Origin of the sequence: Caproicibacter fermentans (assembly GCF_009746625.1) — a bacterium.
Classification (GTDB): domain Bacteria; phylum Bacillota; class Clostridia; order Oscillospirales; family Acutalibacteraceae; genus Caproicibacter; species Caproicibacter fermentans.
Genome location: NZ_VWXL01000084.1, coordinates 148,836 through 169,375, shown reverse-complemented (window position 1 = coordinate 169,375; position 20,540 = coordinate 148,836). Strand labels below are relative to the sequence as shown.

General features: G+C 59.4%; 21 protein-coding genes. 8 read left to right on the top strand and 13 right to left on the bottom strand.

Features of this window, described 5'->3' with window-relative positions; translation table 11 throughout:
* The first annotated feature begins 134 nt into the window (after positions 1-134).
* The 8 genes from CAFE_RS15110 (at position 135) to CAFE_RS15075 (ending at position 7,053) form a co-directional block, all read left to right on the top strand.
* Positions 135-1,418, top strand: a complete 1,284-nt coding sequence (locus CAFE_RS15110; protein ID WP_156991075.1) for an aminotransferase class I/II-fold pyridoxal phosphate-dependent enzyme — start codon at positions 135-137, stop codon at positions 1,416-1,418.
* Positions 1,419-1,474: 56 nt separating this feature from the next.
* Positions 1,475-1,798 carry a cyclic-di-AMP receptor gene (locus CAFE_RS15105; RefSeq protein ID WP_066646589.1) on the top strand — a complete coding sequence of 108 codons (324 nt, stop codon included), beginning with the start codon at positions 1,475-1,477 and terminating at the stop codon, positions 1,796-1,798.
* A complete protein-coding gene (locus CAFE_RS15100; protein ID WP_156991074.1) occupies positions 1,795-2,670 on the top strand; it encodes a DNA polymerase III subunit in 876 nt (291 codons plus the stop codon). The genes CAFE_RS15105 and CAFE_RS15100 overlap by 4 nt, the downstream gene beginning before the upstream one ends.
* 25 nt (positions 2,671-2,695) lie before the next feature.
* A complete protein-coding gene (locus CAFE_RS15095; protein WP_066646595.1) occupies positions 2,696-3,565 on the top strand; it encodes a PSP1 domain-containing protein in 870 nt (289 codons plus the stop codon).
* A 69-nt stretch (positions 3,566-3,634) separates the two neighbouring features.
* A complete protein-coding gene (locus tag CAFE_RS15090; RefSeq protein WP_066646600.1) occupies positions 3,635-3,808 on the top strand; it encodes a DUF362 domain-containing protein in 174 nt (57 codons plus the stop codon).
* 90 nt (positions 3,809-3,898) lie between these two features.
* Positions 3,899-4,678, top strand: coding sequence for a tRNA1(Val) (adenine(37)-N6)-methyltransferase (locus CAFE_RS15085; protein ID WP_156991073.1), 780 nt, complete (start codon positions 3,899-3,901; stop codon positions 4,676-4,678).
* Entirely contained in the window at positions 4,675-5,520 is an 846-nt protein-coding gene (rsmI, locus tag CAFE_RS15080; RefSeq protein WP_066646604.1) for a 16S rRNA (cytidine(1402)-2'-O)-methyltransferase, read from the top strand. Before CAFE_RS15085 ends, rsmI begins: the two co-directional genes overlap by 4 nt.
* Before the next feature lie 180 nt (positions 5,521-5,700).
* Positions 5,701-7,053, top strand: a complete 1,353-nt coding sequence (locus CAFE_RS15075) for a chloride channel protein (protein ID WP_083210138.1) — start codon at positions 5,701-5,703, stop codon at positions 7,051-7,053.
* Positions 7,054-7,134: 81 nt separating this feature from the next.
* Here the strand turns inward: CAFE_RS15075 and CAFE_RS15070 are convergent, their stop codons facing one another.
* The 13 genes from CAFE_RS15070 to CAFE_RS15010 all read right to left on the bottom strand — a co-directional run bounded on the left by CAFE_RS15070 (position 7,135) and on the right by CAFE_RS15010 (position 20,537).
* Positions 7,135-8,334, bottom strand: coding sequence for an AfsR/SARP family transcriptional regulator (locus CAFE_RS15070; RefSeq protein ID WP_066646608.1), 1,200 nt, complete (start codon positions 8,332-8,334; stop codon positions 7,135-7,137).
* A 110-nt stretch (positions 8,335-8,444) separates the two neighbouring features.
* The gene (nrdG, locus tag CAFE_RS15065; protein ID WP_156991072.1) at positions 8,445-8,960 is read right to left on the bottom strand and encodes an anaerobic ribonucleoside-triphosphate reductase activating protein; all 516 of its coding nucleotides are present in this window, start codon (positions 8,958-8,960) and stop codon (positions 8,445-8,447) included.
* Positions 8,950-11,280, bottom strand: a complete 2,331-nt coding sequence (locus tag CAFE_RS15060) for an anaerobic ribonucleoside triphosphate reductase (protein WP_156991071.1) — start codon at positions 11,278-11,280, stop codon at positions 8,950-8,952. Before CAFE_RS15060 ends, nrdG begins: the two co-directional genes overlap by 11 nt.
* A gap of 134 nt (positions 11,281-11,414) precedes the next feature.
* A complete protein-coding gene (locus CAFE_RS15055) occupies positions 11,415-11,807 on the bottom strand; it encodes a hypothetical protein (protein ID WP_156991070.1) in 393 nt (130 codons plus the stop codon).
* A gap of 339 nt (positions 11,808-12,146) precedes the next feature.
* Entirely contained in the window at positions 12,147-13,160 is a 1,014-nt protein-coding gene (gene mgrA / locus CAFE_RS15050; RefSeq protein WP_233452831.1) for an L-glyceraldehyde 3-phosphate reductase, read from the bottom strand.
* A 3-nt stretch (positions 13,161-13,163) separates the two neighbouring features.
* The gene (locus tag CAFE_RS20165; RefSeq protein ID WP_187034643.1) at positions 13,164-13,559 is read right to left on the bottom strand and encodes a winged helix-turn-helix transcriptional regulator; all 396 of its coding nucleotides are present in this window, start codon (positions 13,557-13,559) and stop codon (positions 13,164-13,166) included.
* Positions 13,556-14,203: an epoxyqueuosine reductase QueH gene (locus tag CAFE_RS15040; protein ID WP_139104114.1), complete on the bottom strand. Its 648-nt coding sequence runs from the start codon at positions 14,201-14,203 to the stop codon at positions 13,556-13,558. The genes CAFE_RS20165 and CAFE_RS15040 overlap by 4 nt, the downstream gene beginning before the upstream one ends.
* A 330-nt stretch (positions 14,204-14,533) precedes the next feature.
* The gene (locus CAFE_RS15035; RefSeq protein ID WP_139104104.1) at positions 14,534-14,875 is read right to left on the bottom strand and encodes a hypothetical protein; all 342 of its coding nucleotides are present in this window, start codon (positions 14,873-14,875) and stop codon (positions 14,534-14,536) included.
* 73 nt (positions 14,876-14,948) lie between these two features.
* A complete protein-coding gene (aspS, locus tag CAFE_RS15030) occupies positions 14,949-16,733 on the bottom strand; it encodes an aspartate--tRNA ligase (protein ID WP_156991069.1) in 1,785 nt (594 codons plus the stop codon).
* 48 nt (positions 16,734-16,781) lie between these two features.
* Positions 16,782-17,696 carry a serine hydrolase domain-containing protein gene (locus CAFE_RS15025; RefSeq protein WP_156991068.1) on the bottom strand — a complete coding sequence of 305 codons (915 nt, stop codon included), beginning with the start codon at positions 17,694-17,696 and terminating at the stop codon, positions 16,782-16,784.
* A 19-nt stretch (positions 17,697-17,715) separates the two neighbouring features.
* Positions 17,716-19,014 carry a histidine--tRNA ligase gene (gene hisS, locus CAFE_RS15020; protein ID WP_156991067.1) on the bottom strand — a complete coding sequence of 433 codons (1,299 nt, stop codon included), beginning with the start codon at positions 19,012-19,014 and terminating at the stop codon, positions 17,716-17,718.
* 338 nt (positions 19,015-19,352) lie between these two features.
* Positions 19,353-19,757, bottom strand: a complete 405-nt coding sequence (locus tag CAFE_RS15015; protein ID WP_066646634.1) for a methylglyoxal synthase — start codon at positions 19,755-19,757, stop codon at positions 19,353-19,355.
* A 33-nt stretch (positions 19,758-19,790) separates the two neighbouring features.
* Positions 19,791-20,537 (bottom strand): nucleotide-binding protein, encoded by a 747-nt coding sequence (locus CAFE_RS15010; protein WP_066646637.1) that lies wholly within the window; start codon positions 20,535-20,537, stop codon positions 19,791-19,793.
* Between the last annotated feature and the right edge of the window lie 3 nt (positions 20,538-20,540).

The window sequence follows — 20,540 nt, the reverse complement described above, 5'->3', positions numbered from 1 at the left end:
TGGTTGGAACCTTTCAAAAACCATCTGGTGGTAGGAGGACTTAACCAATCCACAACATCCCTTACAGTGTAGCACATAGCCCTTGGAGAGGGGCTCTAATAACTACTACTCTATAATACAAGGAGGACGCGCCCATGTCCGCTCCGCTCTATTCCGCGCTGAAAAACCATGCCGCCCTCGGGCGCGCTTCGTTTCACACCCCCGGGCACAAAAGCAGCCCCGCCGCCCTGCCGGGCGGCCTGTTCCAGCTTGATCTGACCGAGCTGCCGGACACCGGCAGCCTGTACGACGGCGGCGGGCCGATCGAACAGGCGGAAGCGCTTGCTTCCAAGCTGTTCGGCACGGCGCGCACCTGCCTTTCCGCCGGAGGCTGCACGCTGTGCGTGCAGGCGATGTTCCGCCTTGCCGCGCCGAACGGCGGAAAGGTCGTCTGCTGCCGCAAGGTTCACCGCAGCGCGGTCGGCGCGATGGCCCTGCTCGGCATCGAGCCGGTCTGGGCCATGCCGGAGGAGCTGGTTCCGGCCGTCGGCGCCTGCGAAGACGCGAAAGCCGTCTATGTCACAAGCCCCGACTATTACGGGCGCCTGCTCGACATTCCCGCAATCTCCGCCGCGTGCCGGAAAAAGGGAATCCCGCTTCTGGTCGATAACGCGCACGGGGCGCACCTGATGTTTACCGAGCCGAAGCTGCACCCGCTTCTTCTCGGCGCATCCATGACCGCGGACTCCGCCCACAAGACGCTTGGAGTCCTGACCGGCGGAGCGTGGCTCCAGATCGGCGACAGTCGGTTTTCGGCGGGCGCGAAGGACGCGATGGCGCTCTTCGGCTCCACCAGCCCCTCTTTTCCGGTTCTGGCTTCGCTTGACCTGTGCCGCGAATGGCTGGAAACGCACTCCGGCGCGTTTCCCCTTTTGCAGGAACGCGCGCAGCGGGTGCGGCGCCTGGCCCTTTCACGCGGGATTCCGTCTCCGTCGGGCCTCGCCGACCCGACGCGGCTGACGCTTCAAACGGCAAAGATCGGGCTGACCGGAACACGGGCGGCCGAACTGTTCCGGGCCGCAGGAATCGAGCCGGAATACGCGGACCGCTCCTTCGTTGTTTTCATCGCGACTCCGTTTAATACCGAAGAGGATTTTCAGCGGCTTGAGCGGGCCGTCCGTTCGCTCCCCGCCGCGGAACCGCTGCCGGAAGTTCCCGAAATGCCGCCGTTTTCCCCCGCCTGCGTTCCCCTGCGGGAGGCTTTGCTTGCGGAAAGCCGGACCGTCCCGCTGGAACGGGCGGTCGGCGGAGTTGCCGCCCAGATCGCGTGCCCCTGCCCGCCCGGCATTCCCGCCGTGATGCCAGGGGAACGGGTCACAAAAGAAACCGCCGAGTTTCTGTGCGGGTATGGCTTTTTAGAAATAAAAGTGTTAAAATAAGATCGAATCTGAAAATTCAAATCTATCTACCGATATCGTGAAACGGAGGGATACTAATGAAGCTGGTATTGGCGATTGTCGGCAACGACGACAGCGGCATGGTTTCGGCCGCCCTGACCAAGGAGGGCTTTTCCGTCACCAAGCTCGCGACAACGGGCGGATTTTTAAAAAAGGGCAATACGACCTTCATCGTCGGAACGGAGGACGACAAGGTCGACCAGGTCATCTCCATCATCGCGGGCCAGAGCCGGCGCCGCACGCAGCTTGTCCCGAGTACCACCACCATGGATATCGGCGTTTATTCCGCATTCCCGGTGGAGGTAACCATTGGCGGCTCCACAATTTTCGTCCTGAACGTGGACCGCTTTGAAAAAGTATGAGTTTAAATTTTGAGGATTTTCCGGGAAATCCGGAGATTAAAAAGAACCTGTCCCTCGCTTTTGACGAGGGGCGGTTTCCCCACGCGATTCTTCTGGAGGGTTCGCCCGGCAGCGGAACCGCCGCGCTTTCCGGCATCCTGGCAAAGGCGGCTGTCTGCCTCTCGGAAGGCGAGCGGCCCTGCGGGCGCTGCTCCGGCTGCGTCAAGGCTGCGGCCGGCTCTCACCCCGACATTGTCACGCTGGACGGAGACGCCAACCCGCGCGTCTTCCCTGTGGACGCCGTGCGGGAAATCCGCTCCGGCGCCTACGTCAGGCCGAATGAAGCGCCCCGCAAGGTTTACCGCCTGCTGGGCGTTCACAATATGTCGGAGCCTTCCCAGAATGCGCTGCTAAAGGTTCTGGAGGAACCGCCTCAAAACGTGTGGTTCCTGCTCACTGCGGTCAGTTCCTCCGCGCTGCTGCCGACCATCCGCTCGCGCGTCCAGATTTTTACACTGGACGACGGCGCGCCGAGCGGGGAGGGTCTGGAAGAAACCTCAAAAATCGCGCGCGCGGTCGCCGCGCCGGGCGAGGCGGAGCTTCTTTTCGGCACGGCGCCCCTCATTAGGGACAAAGACCGCCTGCGCAAGGTTCTGGCGCAGCTCTTTCTTCTGTTCCGCGACGCGGCGGTTCTGCGCGCGGGGGGAGAATCCTGCCTGTCCGGCGAAAGGGACGCTCCGGCGTACCTGGCGTCCAAGCTGACCCGCAAAAGCCTGATGCTCCTCGTGGAGGAAACCGCTCGCGCCCAGCGCGCTTTGGAAAGAAACGCAAACACGGCGCTTCTGGTCACCGCATACTGCGCGGGGCTGAGGGAAGCGGCCGGAAAATCATAAGACACAGTGATGAAAGGAGGGCCCTATGGCTGAAGTAATTGGCGTCCGGTTTAAAAATGTCGGCAAGGTTTATTATTTTGACCCCGCCGGCAACGTCCTGAAAAAAGGCGACAAGGTGATCGTCGAAACCTCCCGCGGCGTGGAATGCGGCGAAATCGCCATGGAAAACCGCCAGATCAGCGACGAGGAGCTTGTGCAGCCCCTGCGCCAGCTGATCCGCGTCGCGACGGAGGAGGACCTGAAAAAGGTCGAGGAAAACAAAAAGAAGGAAAAAACGGCGTTTGGAATCTGCCTGAAGAAAATCGCCGCCCACAAGCTGGAAATGAAGCTGGTGGACGTGGAATACACCTTCGACAATTCCAAAATCCTGTTTTATTTTACGGCGGACGGCCGCGTGGATTTCCGCGAGCTGGTCAAGGACCTGGCCTCCGTGTTCCGCACCCGCATCGAGCTGCGGCAGATCGGCGTGAGGGACGAGGCGAAGATGCTCGGCGGCCTCGGCATCTGCGGCAAGCCGTTCTGCTGTTCGACCTTTCTCGGCGGGTTTCAGCCCGTTTCCATCAAAATGGCAAAGGAGCAGGGCCTGTCCCTGAATCCGGTGAAAATTTCCGGAATCTGCGGCCGGCTGATGTGCTGCCTGAAATACGAGCAGGAGACCTACGGGGAGCTTCTCCGCAGCGTACCCGGCGTCAATTCCGTCGTCATGACGCCGAAGGGCCGCGGGGTCGTGACGGACAACAATTTATTGACCGAAACCGTCTATGTCCGTCTGGATTCCGCCTCCGACGCGCCGACGCAGAATTTCCGCGCGAAAGAGGTCCGGGTGCTGAAAACCGGCCGGAATTCCGTCAGCCGGGAAGAGCTCGAGCAGCTTCGGACCCTGGAGGGGAATTAAATTTACAGTTGCAATTTCGCGTTTTTATGTTACAATAATCCTATAAAAGTATTGGAGGTGTATCCTTTCATGGCATATGTTATCAGCGACGATTGCATTTCCTGCGGTGCTTGCGCGGCGGAATGCCCGGTCAACGCGATTTCGGAAGGCGACGGCAAATTTGTGATAGATCCCGACACCTGCACGGAGTGCGGTTCCTGCGCAAGTGTCTGCCCCGTGGGCGCTCCGAAGCCGGAAGACTAAATTATTCAAGATAAAAAGGCGGAGCGCCTGCGCACCGCCTTTTTTCTTTTTGAAAGCCGTTATTTTAACCCTGAGGGAGGACCTTTTAGTATGGAAAACCGGGGCACCCCCCCTTTCGCGGGGGAACCGCCTGGCTCCGGTGAAAAGCCGGAGCCGCTTTCCGCCGGATTTACCGTGATGACCGGCAAAAACCACACCTTCAATACCGACACGATCCTGCTCGCCGACTTTTCGATGCCCCGCCCCGGCGAAACCTGTGCGGACTTCGGCACGGGCTGCGGCGTCATCCCTCTTTTGTGGTGCGCGCGGTCCGCTCCCCGGCGCGTGTACGCCGTCGAGCTTCAGGAGGACGCCTGCCGTCTGGCGCGCCGCTCCGTCCGCCTCAGCGGACTGGAAAATCAAATTGAGATTATAAGGGAAGATATCAAGACTCTCAGGCAAAACCGCCCCCTTCCCCTCGGCCTTGACCTGATCGCCTGCAACCCGCCCTACAAGCCGGACGGAACCGGCGTTCCCAGCGCGCGGGAGGGGCAGCGCATCGCAAGGCATGAGGTCGCGTGCAGCTTTGCCGATATTTCGGCCGCCGCGGCAGCCTTTCTGCGCTGGGGCGGCCGCTTTTTCTGCTGCCTTCGGCCCGAGCGCCTGTGCGACGCGATGGCGACGCTGCGGGCGGCGGGTCTGGAACCGAAGCGCCTGCGCTTTGTGCAGCAGCGCGGGGACAAACCCCCGTTTTTGTTTCTTTTGCAGGCCAACCGCGGCGGCAGGCCCGGAATGACTGTGAACCCCGCGCTCTTGATCGAATCGGAACGGGGGGGCTGGTCCGAAGAAATGCTGAAAATTTACGGCGATTACAAGGAGGGCAGAGAATGAGCGGAAAATTGATCGTGGTCGGGACGCCGATCGGCAATCTCTCCGATTTTTCACCGCGCGCGCGGCAGGCTCTGGAAAGCGCGGACTTCATCGCGGCGGAGGACACGCGCGTCACCGTCAAGCTTCTGAACCACTTTGAAATCAAAAAGCCGATGATCTCGTATTTTGAACACAACAAATACGAAAAGGGAGACATCATCTGCGGCAGGATGGAGGCCGGGGAAACCTGCGCGCTGGTGACCGACGCGGGTATGCCCGCGATTTCGGACCCCGGCGAGCTGCTGGTCGCGCAGTGCGCCGAACGCGGCATTCCGGTTTTCGTGGTTCCCGGCCCCAGCGCCGTCGTGTCGGCGCTCGCCGTGTCCGGCCTGCCGACCGGGCGCTTTACCTTTGAGGGCTTCCTCAGCGTTTCCCAAAAAAGCCGGCGCGAACATCTGGAACAGCTCAAAGCGGAAAAGCGCACCATGGTTTTCTACGAGGCGCCGCACAAGCTCGCCTCCACTCTCGCCGATATGGTTAAAGCGTGGGGCGGCACCCGGCGCGTCGCCCTGGTGCGCGAACTGACGAAAATCCACGAGGAAGTCATCCGCACAACGCTCTCTCAGGCCGCGGACCGCTACGCGAATGAAACGGCAAAGGGGGAATTCGTCCTCGTCATCGAGGGGGCGCCGGAAGAAGCGACGGCCGAATATTCCGCTCAGGACGCGCTGGAGCTGGCCCGGGATTATCTTTCGCAGGGCCTTTCCGCGGCGGCCGCGGCGAAACAGGCCGCCGCGGAAACGGGCCGCCGGAAAAACGAAATTTACCGGGAACTGACGAGGGAACCGAACAGCGGCCCGTAAATCTTTACGATGCCATCCCCCCAAAAGGGGGACTTTTTTATTGTGCGGGCCGATCAACATGCAGGGATCGTCCTTTCCTCCCTCATTTCTGCATCAACCGATAAATTTCTTTTAGGTCGTTATAATCTCCTTTGTTTCCCTTATACTAAAAATATCATAAACTAAAATAGGTGAATGCAAATGAGCTTAAGGGAATACGTGAAACGAATCAGTGCGAAAGCTGCAGATTCTGTCAGCGGCAAAATCGCGGGCCACAGGGAATGGAAACAGCAGCTGTGCGATTTTGCCGTATGTCAATGCGGAAGCCCGCGCGACATGATCTCCAACATCAGGGCCTTTTTGAAATGGGGGCTTCTCTCCATTCTGATCGGCGCGATCGCCGGTTCCGCCGGCACCCTGTTCTATTTCTGCATCCGCACGGTCACGGCTTTGCGGATCGATCACGGCTGGCTTCTCTGGCTTCTGCCCCTGGGCGGCCTGCTGATTGTATTCCTTTACCGCGCGGGCAAAATTACCGAGCCGAAGGGAACCGATCTGGTGATTGAAGCGGTAAGGTCGCCGGAGCCGGTCCCCACCGTGATGGCGCCGCTCATTTTTGTCGCAACCACCGTGACGCACCTGTTCGGCGGCTCGGCGGGCCGCGAAGGCGCCGCGCTTCAGCTCGGCGGCAGCCTGGGGTACCGGATCGGCAGGCTGTTCCGGCTGGATGAAAAGGACCTGCACGTTGTTACCATGTGCGGTATGGCCGCCTGTTTCTCCGCGCTGTTCGGCACGCCGCTGACCTCCACCCTGCTGGTGATGGAGGTCATCACGGTCGGAGTCATGTACTATTCCGCACTGGTCCCTTGCACGGTGGCTTCCATCGTCGCCGCGGGCATCGCGCAGTCCTTCCACGCAGCGCCGACCCAGTTCCATGTCTCCGGCACGCCCTCCATCGGCATTGTGCCGCTGATGCAGGTAACTTTGCTTGGGATACTCTGCGCGGTAGTCAGCGTTCTTTACTGCTTTGTCATGCACGGCACGGGGCTTTTGTACAAACGGTGGATCCGCAACCAGTATGTCCGCGTGCTTGTCGGCGGTGTTCTCGTCATTCTTCTGTCGTTCGTGTTCGGCCGGGATTACCTGGGTATGGGCGGAAACGTGATCGCCGCCGCGTTCCAGCGCAGTTCGCGCCCGGAAGCGTTCCTGCTGAAGCTTCTTTTCACTGCGGCAACCCTGGGCGCAGGGTTCCGCGGCGGCGAAATCGTTCCGGCGTTTTTTGTGGGCGCCACATTCGGCTCCTTTACCGGCAGCCTGATCGGCCTGACTCCGTCGTTCGGCGCTTCCATCGGCTTTATGGCGGTGTTTTGCGGCGTGACAAACTGCCCGCTGACCGCCTTTGTTCTCAGCGTGGAGGTGTTCGGTGAACAGGGAATCCTCTATTACCTTCTGGCGGCCGGCATCAGCTACATGCTTTCGGGATATTCCAGCCTTTACAGCCAGCAGAAAATTCTTTATGCAAAAGACAAGTCCCTTTACATCGGCGGCGAATAGGCGGACCGCGCCGCCGGAACAAAAGAAGAAGCGGGCGCCCCGGCCTGGGCGTCCGCTTCTTCTTTTGGATTGGAGGACCGTTTACTCTATAATCGATGTTACCTTTGTAACGACATTGACGTTATCCTTGCGGTATTCAAACTTGAATTTCCGCATCACCCTCTGCACGATGCTCTGCGCGGTCTCAACGGTGACGGTCTGCAGCAGGGCAATGTACTGCGTCGCGCTGCAGGAAGCAACGGTGTCCCCTTTTCTCATACTGGTCAGAATCGCATTTTTCAGCTTTTCAGAGGCTGTTTTCAGCGCGTCCGGCTCCGGAGCGCCGCCGTCCTTTCCTCCGAGCGTAAAAAGGATCAGAAAAATGGAAAGCCCCGTGCGCGGCATCAGCCTCACCTGCGACCGGTACAGACATTTGAACATGTCGTAGTCGCAGAAATAGGCTCCTTCCACTTTGGTTTTTTCCTGAAGGTCGTTCCAGATTGTCTCCAGATCCGTTTCCGACCGGCTCTGATTATTCATCCGGCTGGAATACGGCTTTAAAAATTCGCCGAGGTCCACGCCGAATTCCTGGTAAAACATTTTGACGGTGCGATTGTAATGATCAAACGCCTTCGCAGTGCGGCCCGTGTTCGAATAAGCTTTCAGCAGCAGGATATGGAACGGCTCTTCATAGGGGAACCGTCTCAGCGCGCTTTCGACAACCGGAACCATTTCTTCGTACCGGTTCCGGTTCGCCAAAAGGCCGCAAAGCTCATTGACGCAGCGTCTGTAAATCTCCGAGTAGCGCGCTCTCTGCAGGATCACCCAGGTGCTGTAGGAGGATTTCGGCAAAAAGCCTCCCCGGTACAGCCCGATCGCCTTCCGGTACCAGCCGATGCGCTTCTCCTCCGGCGCGGTCTGAACAAAAGCCTTTTTGGCGTATTCAAGAAAGCGCTCGGAATCCACGCTGCAGCCGCACTGGTTGTTCCAAGCATAGGTTCCGTTTAAAAATATGATAAACTGGGACTTGTCCCCCGACAGCTCGCGCAGCAGGGAGCGTGCCCGGTAAACCAGATTCTTCAGGGCGTTTTCCGGGTCTCCGCACTCGCGGCCGTCCCAGATGTCGCGCAGAAGGCGGTCAAGCGGGACCGGCGCAAAGCGCCGGGCAACCAGATACTGAATCAGCATCCAGACCCGCTTGGTTCGCCCTTTCAGGTTCGTCATGGTGTTCCCGTTAATGGTAATGGAAAATTCACCAAACATTTGAATCGCAACTTTGCTGTTCTCGGAATACAAATACATCGCTTCCCCATCCGAAAATCTACGCAAACAGTTTACCATATTTTACATAAAACTACAAGATCAAGTTTAGTGACTATATATCTTGTATTCTTTAAAATGAATAATATGAATTAATCGTCTTCCTCTAATTTCTCTAAAACAATGATCCGCCTGCGTCTGGTCTCAGCCATGTTGATAACCCGCTGGTTCCGGCTTCCCCGAAAACGCAGCGTCAGGTCCTTCTCTTCCCGCAGAAACGGCCCGTCCACCAAAAGGTCGGTCTGCTCCAGCAGCGCGTCGATTTCAGACCTCTGCATCGCAACCAGATTCTCGTACAAATAGCCGGTGTAGGTCGTCACGTCCAGTCCGGCGGAATGCACCAGCCGGGCCAGTTCCGTGAGCGGCCCGGGCTGGCAGAAAGGCTCTCCGCCGCTGAAAGTAACGCCCTTCAGCAGCGGATTTTCACGGATTTTTTCGAAAAGATCGTGAATGCTCCAAACCGTTCCGCCCTCAAACGGATGAGACTGCGGATTGTGGCACCCCGGGCAGTGATGCGGACAGCCCTGCACGAAAACGACGAACCGGATGCCCTTTCCGTCCACAATGGACTCCGTCTCGATTCCGCAAACCCTCAGCTCAGATTCCATGCTTGACCCGGTCCCTTTCCTCGGCGCGCTTTGCGTCGTTGAACCGGTCCAGCGTTCCCACCAGATAGCCGGTGATCCGGCGGATGCGCTCGAATTTCGGCCCGTCGTCCTCCGTGCGGTGGCAGTGAGGGCACTCGTTGTCGATGATTCCGTTATAGCCGCAGACCGGGTCGCGGTCCACCGGATGGTTGACGGAACCGTAGCCGACGCCGTTCTCCTTCATGCAGCGGATAATCGCCTCGAACGCTTCCGGATTTTTCGTCGTGTCGCCGTCCAGCTCCACATAGCTGATGTGCCCGCCGTTCGTCAGCGCATGGTACGGGGCTTCCAGCTTGATTTTTTCAAACGCGCGGATGGGAAAATAGACGGGGACGTGGAATGAGTTCGTGTAGTATTCCCGGTCGGTCACGCCGGGGATTTTACCGTACTTTTTCTGGTCGATGCGCACAAAGCGTCCCGAAAGGCCCTCCGCGGGGGTAGCGACAAGGGAAAAATTGAGGCCGGTTTTCTGCGATTCGTCGTCGACCCGCTTTCTCATGTGGCCGATAATTTCAAGGCCAAGCTTCTGGCTTTCCGGGCTTTCGCCGTGGTGCTTGCCGGTCAGCGCCTTGAGCGTTTCCGCAAGGCCGATAAACCCGACGCTGAGCGTGCCGTGCTTGATGACCTCTTCAATGCTGTCCTCCCAGTCGAGCTTCTCGCTGTCGATCCAGACGCCCTGACCCATCAGGAACGGATAGTTGTAAACCTTTTTGGAGCACTGGATTTGAAAGCGGTGCAGCAGCTGGCGGATTACGAGATCGATCCGTTTATCCAGGATTTCATAGAATTTCGCCACGTCTCCGTGCGCCTCGATGCCGATGCGCGGAAGATTGATCGAGGTAAAGCTCAGGTTGCCGCGGCCGCAGGTGACTTCGCGGTCAGGGTCGTGAACGTTTCCCATCACGCGCGTGCGGCAGCCCATATAAGCGACCTCCGTGTTATAGTCGCCCGGCTTGTAGTACTGCAGGTTGAACGGCGCGTCAAGAAAGCTGAAATTCGGGAACAGTCGCTTCGCGCTGACCCGGACGGACAGCTGGAACAGGTCGTAGTTCGGGTCGCCCGGATTGTAGTTGACGCCCTCCTTGACTTTGAAAATCTGGACGGGGAAAATCGGGGTCTCGCCCCCGCCGAGGCCCGCCTTTGTGGCAAGCAGCAGGTTTTTCATCACCATGCGGCCCTCGGGAGACGTGTCTGTGCCGTAGTTCAGCGAGCTGAACGGAACCTGCGCGCCCGCGCGGGAATTCATGGTGTTCAGGTTGTGGATGAGCGCCTCCATCGACTGGTATGTGGCCCGGTCCGTATTCCGGGTCGCCGTTTCTACCGCGTACTGATGCGCTTTCGCGGCCTCCTGCTCCGAAACCTCCTCATAGCCGCCCGCGCGCTGATGACCGGGCAGGAACTGAACGAAACGAATGCCGTAACCGTCCGCTCCGCCCATGGTGACATCATCGCCGACGGAACCGCGCACCGTGTCGATCATTGCGTCGGCATCGGCGGCCGGCATGGAGTGGGCCACCTGAAAATAACGGGAAAGCTCCTGAAAATAGTGGCGGCGAAAGGTTTTCGCAACGCCCGGCGCCATGGAATAATCAAAGTTCGGAACGCTCTGCCCGCCGTGCATTTCGTTCTGGTTGGCCTGAATCGCGATACAGGCGAGCGCCGCGTAAGAGCTGATGTCGTTCGGCTCGCGAAGCGTCCCGTGCCCCGTGCAGAATCCGCCGTGAAACAGCTTTAAAAGGTCGATCTGGCAGCAGGTCTCGGTCAGCATATAAAAATCTTCGTCGTGGATATGGATGTCTCCGCTTAAATGCGCCGCGGCGATGTCCTTCGGAAGAATGTAGTTGTTGATAAAGTACTTGGAACCCTCCGACCCGTATTTCAGCATGGTTCCCATTGCGGTGTCCGCGTCGATATTGGCGTTTTCCCGCTTCAGGTCGATGTCCTTCGCGTCGCGGAAGGTCAGCTGACGGTAAATGTCCATCAAATCGCCTTCGGCCTGGCGGATCTTCGCGTGCTCCGCGCGGTACAGGATATAGGCTTTGGCGGTCTTCGCAAAATCCTTTGCAATCAGCTTTTCCTCAACGGCGTCCTGAACCTGCTCCACCGTAGGCACAGCGTCCCCGCCGAACCGCGCGGCGATCTCCGCCGTCAGGCGGTCCAGCTCCGCCCTGGACATCTTCTCGGTTTCCACCGCCCTGTTTGCCTTCTCAATCGCGCTGCGAATCTTCTTTTCATCAAACGGAACAACCGAACCGTTCCTTTTTTGAATTCGTGTCGCCATTTCAACTTCATCCTTTCCGGTTCTTCTCCGTCGGCAAATATCGCCATCCGACGGACGAGTGTAATAAGAATTATACTTGTTTTTTCCGGGATTGTCAAGGACGCAAACACAATATATTGTGTTTATTTTTTAACTCACCCCCATACGTACAGTCCGCCGTCTTCCAGCACGGAATCAGCGCCAGGTCCGGCTTCTGCCGCCGTCCGCAGTCGAAAGCAGTCCGTGCGCGGCCAGAATCCAGCCGTGCCCCCGTCCGCAACCTGCATGGGACAAGAATCCCGCAGGGTATCAAAAGCGTCCTGCGCAACTCCTTCCAAAGGGTGCGGGTTCCATGTTTTGCCCGCGTCGGATGTTGTCAGCAGTTCAGAGGCGCCGGCGCCGGACGATTCTGCCGTCAGAATCATCCTCTTTCCTTCGGGCAGCAGCGCGGCGGCAACGGCCCCCGCGCTCTTCAAAGCGGAAACCGGGCTTTTCCAGTCGGTTTTGTCGCCGGAGACGCGGAGCAGCTCGCGCCGACCGGAAATCACGCTGTCTCCGCCGCCGTACGCCGAGGAGTTAAGTCCTTCCGGGGCTTGACGGACGCTTTTGATTGTTCTGGTTTTGCTCCAGTGCTTCCCTCCGTCCGCCGTACGGTACAGCTCGCCGTTCCAGGTGGCGAGGTCGGAGGTCAGGAACCAAGCTGCCCGTTATAAAGGGGCTGTTGCAAAATGAATTTGCGATAGCAAATTGCACAAAGGAATAGCTCCAAAAGCAAGAAAGTGCGTCTTGAAGCGGCTGCCGAAGCCCAATCAAGGCGCATTTTTTGTGCAATATTTTTCGTCGAGGCTATTTTGCAACAGTCCCTTCGCGTCTGATTCAAATCCGTGCTATTTCAGAATCTTTTCGATTTCCGCCAGCTCCTCGTCACGGAACGTCAGGCGGTTGACGGCGCCGACGTTCTCCTCCAGCTGGGCGACGCTGCTCGCGCCGATCAGCACGCTGGCCATGGTTTCCTGCCGCAGGATCCACGCGAGCGCAAGCTGCGCGGTGGTTTGTCCGCGCCGTTTCGCAAGCGCGCCGATTTTGCGCACCTTTTCGATTACATCCGGAGTAATGCGGTCCTTCGTCAGAAACGGCGATTTTCCGGAAGCACGGGAGCCCCGCGGAATGCCGTCGTTGTATTTTCCGGTCAGAAGTCCCTGCGCGAGCGGGCTGAACGCGGTCAGGCCCATTCCCGCTCTTTTCGCCGCGTCAAACAGGCCGTCCGTTTCGATTTGCCGGTCGAGCATACTGTAACGCGACTGGCAGATCAGGCAACGCACACCCATTTCACGCAGCAGGGCGGCAGCCCGCTTCGCCGCTTCCGGGCTGTAATTCGAAATGCCCGCGTACAAAGCCTTTCCGCTTTTGACCGCCTGCGCCAGCGCGCCCATGCTTTCCTCCAGCGGCGTGTCCGGATCCATGCGGTGATGATAGAAAATATCGACGTAATCAAGGCCCATCCGCCTGAGGCTCTGGTCCAGACTGGCAAGCAGGTATTTCCGCGAGCCGAAATCCCCGTAAGGGCCGGGCCACATCGTGTAGCCCGCCTTCGTGGTAATCACCATCTCATCGCGGTAGGGCGAGAAATCCTCCCGCATCAGCCGGCCGAAGGTCTCCTCCGCCGAGCCGGCGGGCGGACCGTAATTGTTCGCAAGGTCGAACACCGTCACGCCGAGGTCGAACGCCCGGCGCATCACCGCCCGGTTTGTCTCGTAGCAGTCGTAGGTTCCGAAATTATGCCAGAAGCCGAGCGACACCGCGCTGAGCTTCAGTCCGCTTTCTCCGCACCGGCGATACTCCATTTTTTCATACCGTTCCTCATTCGCCGTATAAGGGATCATTCTGGTTTTCCGTTCCATCCGCTAACCGCCTTTCTTTTGTTTCTTCACCCAGTCGCAGAACAGCTCCAGCGCCGGGTAAAGCCCCGCGGCGCAGCCGGCCGCGGCATACTCCACGCGGGGCGGAATCTCCTGATACTGCCGCCGTTCAATCAGGCCGTCCGCCGTCAGCTCCCGCAGGCTCTGGCTCAGCATCATATCCGTGATGCCGGGAATCCGCTGCCGGATCTCCCCGTAGCGGGCCGGTTCGCCGGAGCGCAGCGCCCAGAGGATGCGCAGCTTCCATTTGCCGCCGACCAGCGAAACGGCGTCTCTCAGCGGGGCGTCGTCCTCCGGCTGAGGCGCCGGGGGAATTTCCGGCTGAATGCGGACCGGTTCCTCCTGCCGGCTTCTTTTTTCCCGTTTCTTTTTCTTCTTCACGTCTCATACCCTCCCCCGCGCTCCGCACGTTTGAGGCGTGCGGCTTCCTTGGAAAACGGACATCCGCAGAAATCCTGCCGGTACAGCCCGTAGGTGCGGGAAAGCTCGATCGACCGCTGATACCCGCCGTTTTTCTTAAAATCGGACGGCAGAAACGGCACCTCATACTTCTGAGCGAGCTCCAATCCGATCTCATTGAGCCTGCGGGCGTTTTTATACGGGCTGACCGTCAGCGTCGTCGTAAAGAAGTCATAGCCGCCCGCCCGGGCGTATTTTGCGGTTTCCGCGAGCCGCAGGCGGTAGCAGCCCATGCAGCGTTCCCCGCCCTCCGGCTCCTGTTCCATTCCGCGCGCCATTTCCAAAAACTGGCGGACATTGTACCGCCCCTCGATAAACTGCGCGGGATATTTCTGCGGCAGCTCGTCAAGCAGGCGCTTGACCTCCGCGACGCGCTTCCGGTACTCGTCCTCCGGCAGGATATTCGGGTTGTAGAAAAACACCGTGACCCGGAACAGCGGAGCAAGCTGTTCCAGCACACTGCTCAGGCAGGGGGCGCAGCAGTCGTGCAGCAGCAGCGTCGGCACCCTGCCCTCAAGCCCCGCAATTACATCCAGCATCTGTTTTCTGTAATTGATTTTGTTCATCATGCGCCTCCTTTCCCGGCAGGCTGAGCCTGCACGCACGCCCCGCCGTTTCGCGCGGAGCGGAATTGACAGCCCGGTTTGGCGGGAGAGTTGTCAAAAACTCCCGTTGAATATCCCGTGCGAAATAATATTCCGGTTTCGGCCGGGCTGAGCCTGCACGCGCGCCTGCGGCGTCCGCGTCTGAAAAACACTGTTTTACATTATGATCTTCATCACACGGGGATTCCCTTCCCCGGATTGGCTAAATTTGTCCGGAAAGTTGTTGCAAAGCCCCGACTAGCTTAAAAATCGTGACACGACTTGATCCTGTGTGTCCGTGTGAAGCGGTCTTTACTGACCGCCGGACAAAATATACTGCTGGTATCTGCCGTCGGACAATTTTAAATAAATTACGACCGGCACCAAATCGCCTTTCGGCTCCGAGGTGAACAGCTCCCTGCCCGTCCGGTTGTCGGAATTGCTGACCGCGCAGGCGGGCTTTTGACCGCCGTTCATCAGACTCGGAGAGGACGGGCCGACGTAATAGGTCCGGTCATAGCATCCGATCCGGTTCGGCAGACTCCGCGGGTCCCATTCGCCGAAGTCGTAACGGTTTTTTACCAGCAGCGCCAGAAAAGGTATCACCGCAATCAAAAGAATCCGTGCTAATAATTTGACCCGTTTCTTTTTCATTTCATCCTCCAACCGATTTCCCCGCGGTTCCTCCGGACAGGGGCCGGGCACCAACCGCCCGCCTGTCTTTCTTTTAATCCTTTTTCAGCAAGGATATGCCCAGCTCTTCAAGCTGCTTCGGGTCGACTCCGGTCGGGGCGCTGCTCATCAGCTCCGCGGAGGAAGCGACCTTCGGGAACGCGATAACGTCGCGGATGCTGTCGCAGCCGAGCATCAGCATGACCAGGCGGTCCAGACCGAACGCCATGCCGGCGTGCGGCGGCGCGCCGTAGCGGAACGCGTCGATCAAAAAGCCGAAGCGCTCCTGCGCCTGCTCGGGGGTAAAGCCGAGGGCCTGGAACATTCTCTCCTGGATGTCCGGCCGGTTGATACGGACCGAGCCGCCGCCGAGCTCGTTCCCGTTGAGCACCATATCGTAGGCGATCGCCAGCACGCTGCCGGGGTCGGACTCCAGCTTGCCGAGATCCTCCTCGCGCGGCATGGTGAACGGGTGGTGCATCGCGACAAAGCGGTTTTCTTCCTTGCTGTACTCGAACAGCGGGAAGTCCGTCACCCAAAGAAGACAGGGCTTCGAGTCGTCGATCAGTCCGAACCGCCCGGCAAGCTCTTTGCGCAGCGCGCCGAGGGAATCGAACACAACTTTGTTTTCGCCGCTCGCGACCAGGAACAGCACGTCGCCCGCTTCGGCGCCCAGCGCCTTTCGAACGGCCGCCGCTTCTTCCGGAGCGAGGAATTTTTCATAGGAGGAGGTTTCCCCGCCGGAGGCAAGACGTGTCCACGCAAGGCCCTTTGCTCCGTAGGATTTGACCCACTCTCCCAGCTTGTCGATTTCCTTGCGGCTTAAAGCGTCCGCCTGCCCTTTCAGATTGATGCCGCGCACGCTGCCGCCCGCGGACAGAGCACCGGCGAACACGCGGAATTCCGTGTTTTTCAGGGCTTCGCTCACGTCTGTCAACTCCATGCCGAAGCGCAAATCAGGCTTGTCGGAGCCGAAGCGGTTCATTGCCTCATGCCAGGTCATGCGGCGCAGCGGGGTCTGGATTTCAAGATCCAATACTTTTTGATAGACGTCCTTGATAAATCCCTCCGCGATCGCCATCACGTCGTCCTGAGAAACAAACGACATCTCAAAGTCGATCTGCGTAAATTCCGGCTGGCGGTCGGCGCGCAGGTCCTCGTCGCGGAAGCAGCGGGCAACCTGCATGTAACGGTCGTAGCCCGAAAGCATCAGAAGCTGCTTATAAAGCTGCGGCGACTGAGGCAGCGCGAAAAAGCTGCCCGGGAACATACGGGAAGGAACCAGATAGTCGCGCGCGCCCTCCGGCGTGGATTTGATCAGGTTCGGCGTCTCGATTTCGAGGAAGCCGTTTTCGTCAAAATAATCGCGCGCAGCCTTGACGATGCGGTGCCGGCCGATGATCTTTCTCTGCATCTCCGGGCGGCGCAGGTCCAGATAGCGGTATTTCAGGCGCAGATCCTCCTTGACGTCGGTCTTTTCCTCAATGGCGAACGGCGGGGTCTCGCTTTTGGCAAGCACGCGCAGCTCCTCGACCTCGATTTCAATGTCGCCCGTCGGCAGCTCCGCGTTCTTGGCAGAGCGCTCCCTCACGGTTCCGCGCGCCGCCAGAACGAACTCCGCGCGGGCGGCAAAGGCCTTTTGAAACACCTCGCGGTCCGTCTTGTCGCCGAATGCGAGCTGAACGATTCCGGTACGGTCCCTTAAATCGATAAAAATCAGCTGCCCCAGGTCGCGCTGGCGCTGCACCCATCCGCAGACGGTCACTTCCCTGCCGCAGTCGGCCGCGCGCAGCTCCCCGCAGTAGTTGGTTCGTTTCAGGCCCGTTAATGATTCCGGCATTTTTGATTTCCCCATTCCGTTTAATCTATTGATTTAAAAATACTCCTGTTACAGTCTTGGCGCAATTTCCCGGAGAACTGCCCTGATTAGCGAGTAAGGGCGCTTTTCCTCGTGCGCCGTTATGGTCACCACGGCTTCCCGCTCCGGCAGAAGAATGCTGAACTGGCCATACTTGCCGTCCGCCCGGAAAGAACCCGGCGCCGTGCAGAGCCAGACCTGGTACCCGTACCCGGCGAGGCACTCCGGTTCCGAACACCCGTCCCATCCGCTTTTGATCGTGTCCCAGGACATCTTTTTCAGGTATTCTTCCGAAATCAGCCGCTTGTCCTCCCGGATTCCGTTGTGAAGCAGGAGCCGCCCAAGGCGGCTGAATTCGTCCAGGGTCAGGAAAAGCTGGGTGGCGCAGAGCGTATGCCCCCGCGGGTCGGTGTGCCACTGCGGATTTTCGATCCCCAGCGGGGTAAACAGGCGCGGTACCAGAAAGTCCCGCACGTTATTTCCGGTCACTTTTTCCACCGCGCGCCCCAGCATATAGCAGCACGCGTTGGAGTAAAAGAACGCCGTTCCCGGCTTTTTTTCCACCGGCACGCGGAAGAAAAGCTCCGCCCAGTCGCGCTCCGGCTTCTGTGCATCCAGCTCGCCGAACCAGAAATGCGGTTTGCCGGAGGCCATGTGCAGCAGGTCCCGCAGCGTGATGTCCTCGCTGCCGGGCGCGGCGATTTCCCGGTATTCCGGGAAAAAGTCCAGCACCCGGTCGGTCAGCGCGAATCTTCCGTCCTCCGCGCACATACCGACGGCAAGCGAGGTAAAGGTCTTGGCGGCCGAATACAGATTCACCGGATCGCTCGACCGCCAGAAGTGCGTGACGGACTCCCCGTTTTTCCGCTCCACGCGGATCCCGTAAACCGTAAGACCCCGCTCCGCCGCGGTCAGGCGGAACCCGTCCAGAATTGATTCCTTCATGCAATCATCTCCGATTCCGTTAAAAAGAGAGGTCCTCTTCGTCTTCCGCCCGCGTGCTGATGGCGGCAAACTGCCCTTCGATATCGTTGTTCAGGTTGACCTTTGTTTTTTCGCCCGTCTTCATGTTCTTGACAACGCCAAGGCCCTTTTCCAGCTCGTCGTCGCCAAGCACCAGAGTAAACTGCGCGCCGAGCTTGTCCGCGTATTTCATCTGGGCGTTCAGGCTGCGGCCGACCTCGTCGCAGGCCGCGGCGACGGAGCATTCGCGCAGGCCGCAGGCCATTTGGAACGCCCGCTTCCGCGCCGCCTCGCCGACGGAGGCGATATACAGCTCGCAGGGGTGCGGTTCCGGGAATTCAATCTGCTGCGCCTCCATGATCATCAGCAGGCGTTCGATGCCGAGGGCAAACCCGAGCGCCGGAGTCGGTTTGCCGCCCATTTCCTCCACAAGGCCGTCGTAGCGGCCGCCGCCGCAGACCGTGCTCTGCGCGCCGAGGTCGGCGGAAACAAACTCGAACACCGTGCGGGTGTAATAATCCAGTCCGCGGACAATGGACGGGTCGACTTCGTATTCGATCTGAATGGAGTCGAGTGCCGACTTGACGCCCTCAAAGTGAGCCTTGCAGTCGCCGCACAGATAGTCGAGAATGCGCGGCGCGCCCTTTGCCGCTTCGGCGCAGCCGGGCTCCTTGCAGTCCAGAATCCGCATCGGGTTCCGGTCAAGGCGGGAGCGGCAGGTTTCGCAAAGCCGGTCCTTCCGTTCGGTGAAATACGTTTTCAGCGCTTTCGTGTATTCCGCGCGGCAAGTCGGGCAGCCGATGGAATTGATCTTCAGCTTCAGGTTTTTCACGCAGAGGCGGTCAAACAGGCCGTTTGCAAACGCAATCAGCCCGGCGTCCGCCAGCGGCAGCGAAGTGCCGAACAGTTCGACGCCGAACTGGTGAAACTCGCGCAGGCGGCCCGCCTGGGCTTTTTCATAGCGGTAGCAGGGCGTAAGGTAATAAAACTTCTGCGGGGCCGGGCTGTTGTAAAGGCCGTGTTCCAGATAAGACCGCACGGCCCCGGCGGTTCCCTCCGGCTTCAGGGTGACGGACCGCCCCCCCTTGTCCTCGAACGTATACATCTCCTTCTGAACCACATCGGTGGTTTCCCCGACGGAACGCTGAAACAGCCGCGTATCCTCAAATACCGGGGTGCGGATCTCCGAAATGCCGTTCACCGCGGCCTCGTCCCGCATGACCTCCTCGACCGCCTGCCAGCGTTCGCTGTTTCCGGGAAGAATGTCCTGTGTTCCTCTCTGTGCTTTGATCAGTTCCATAGACGACTCCTTTTTCTATTTTTACCTTGCGCTTCCGCGAAAACCGCGGCCCGTACCGTCTGAAAACCGGTTTTGCCCGCCGCCCGGAGTGCGCTTCAAAATATGTGTAAATAACAAAAAATCCCCGTCCCAATGGAAAGGGACGAGGGAGTTTCCTCTCGTGGTGCCACCCTTTTTCAGGGGCCGCAGGCGGCCCCCCTTTCGGCTACCCCTCCCCGGGGCGGAAAACGGCTCCCGGATGTCTTCGCCGAAGCTCGCTGTCGCGGACCCGCTCTCAGTCGCGGCGGGTCCTCCCTGTGCGGGGGCTTCGGGTACTCTTTCCGTTCTCAGCCGCAGGATCAGTCCTTTGGGTTCAAAATGTTGCGCCAGTCCAGATCGCCGCGCTCCAGCCCGTGAATGAGCACCTCCGCCGTCGCGATGTTGGTTGCGACCGGGATGTTGTGCATATCGCACAGACGCAGCAGATTCATGTCGTTCGGCTCGTGGGGCTTCGGGTTCAGCGGATCGCGGAAAAACAGAAGAAGGTCCACCTCGTTGCAGGCGATTCTTGCGGCAATCTGCTGGTCGCCGCCCTGTGACCCGCCCAGAAAGCGTTGGATTTCAAGGCCGGTAGCCTCCGATACCAGTTTTCCCGTGGTACCCGTGGCGCAGAGCGAATGACGGCTCAGCACGCCGCAGTACGCAATGCAGAACTGAACCATCAGCTCCTTTTTCGCGTCGTGGGCAATTAAAGCAATATTCATACAATTTGATCCTCCAAAAATCAACAAATAGAGTCAGAATCGATTGACCGCGGGAAGCGGCACCTGTTCGCCCTCCAGCCTCGCCGCAAGCCGGCCGACCGCCAGCATCCCCGGCGAGGTTTCCGGCGCGGGGCCGGACTGAAACGTCGCCGCCGCCAAAGCCGGGTCCTCGGGAATCACCGCGATCAGCCTGACGCCGGCCGCGTCGATGACGGAATCGAGGTCGGGGTAGCACTTCTGCGCGCGGAACCGCGCGCCGGAAAAGCGGTTGACCACCAGCCTGTGCTGCCGCACCCCGGCCTCCTCCAGGCTTTGCCGGGTGCGGGCCGCGGCCCGCAGGCAGACCGGGTCCGGCGTGGCCACGACAAGCGCCCTTTTGGCCGCTGCCGCCGCGCTTAAAAAGCCCTGCCCGATTCCCGCCGGGCTGTCGATGAGAACATGGTCGTAATACCGTGACAGAACGCCGACCAGCTGCCGCATCACTTCCGGGCTGACAACGTCCTCTTCCGTCCCCGGGGCGGAAAGCAGAAAGAGATTCGGATCAATCGCGCTCGGGTAAACCGCCTTTGACGGCTCCACCGCGCCGGAGACCACGTCCGCGATGTCGAACACGCGGTGGTCCAGCACGCCGAGCATATGGTCAAGGCTCCCCAGCCCCGCGTCGCAGTCGATCAGCAGCACGCGCCTGCCGCGCGCCGCGAGCGCGGCGCCCAGAGACGCGGTAACCGTCGATTTGCCGACCCCGCCTTTTCCCGATGTAATTACTGTTACTGAATCCATAGC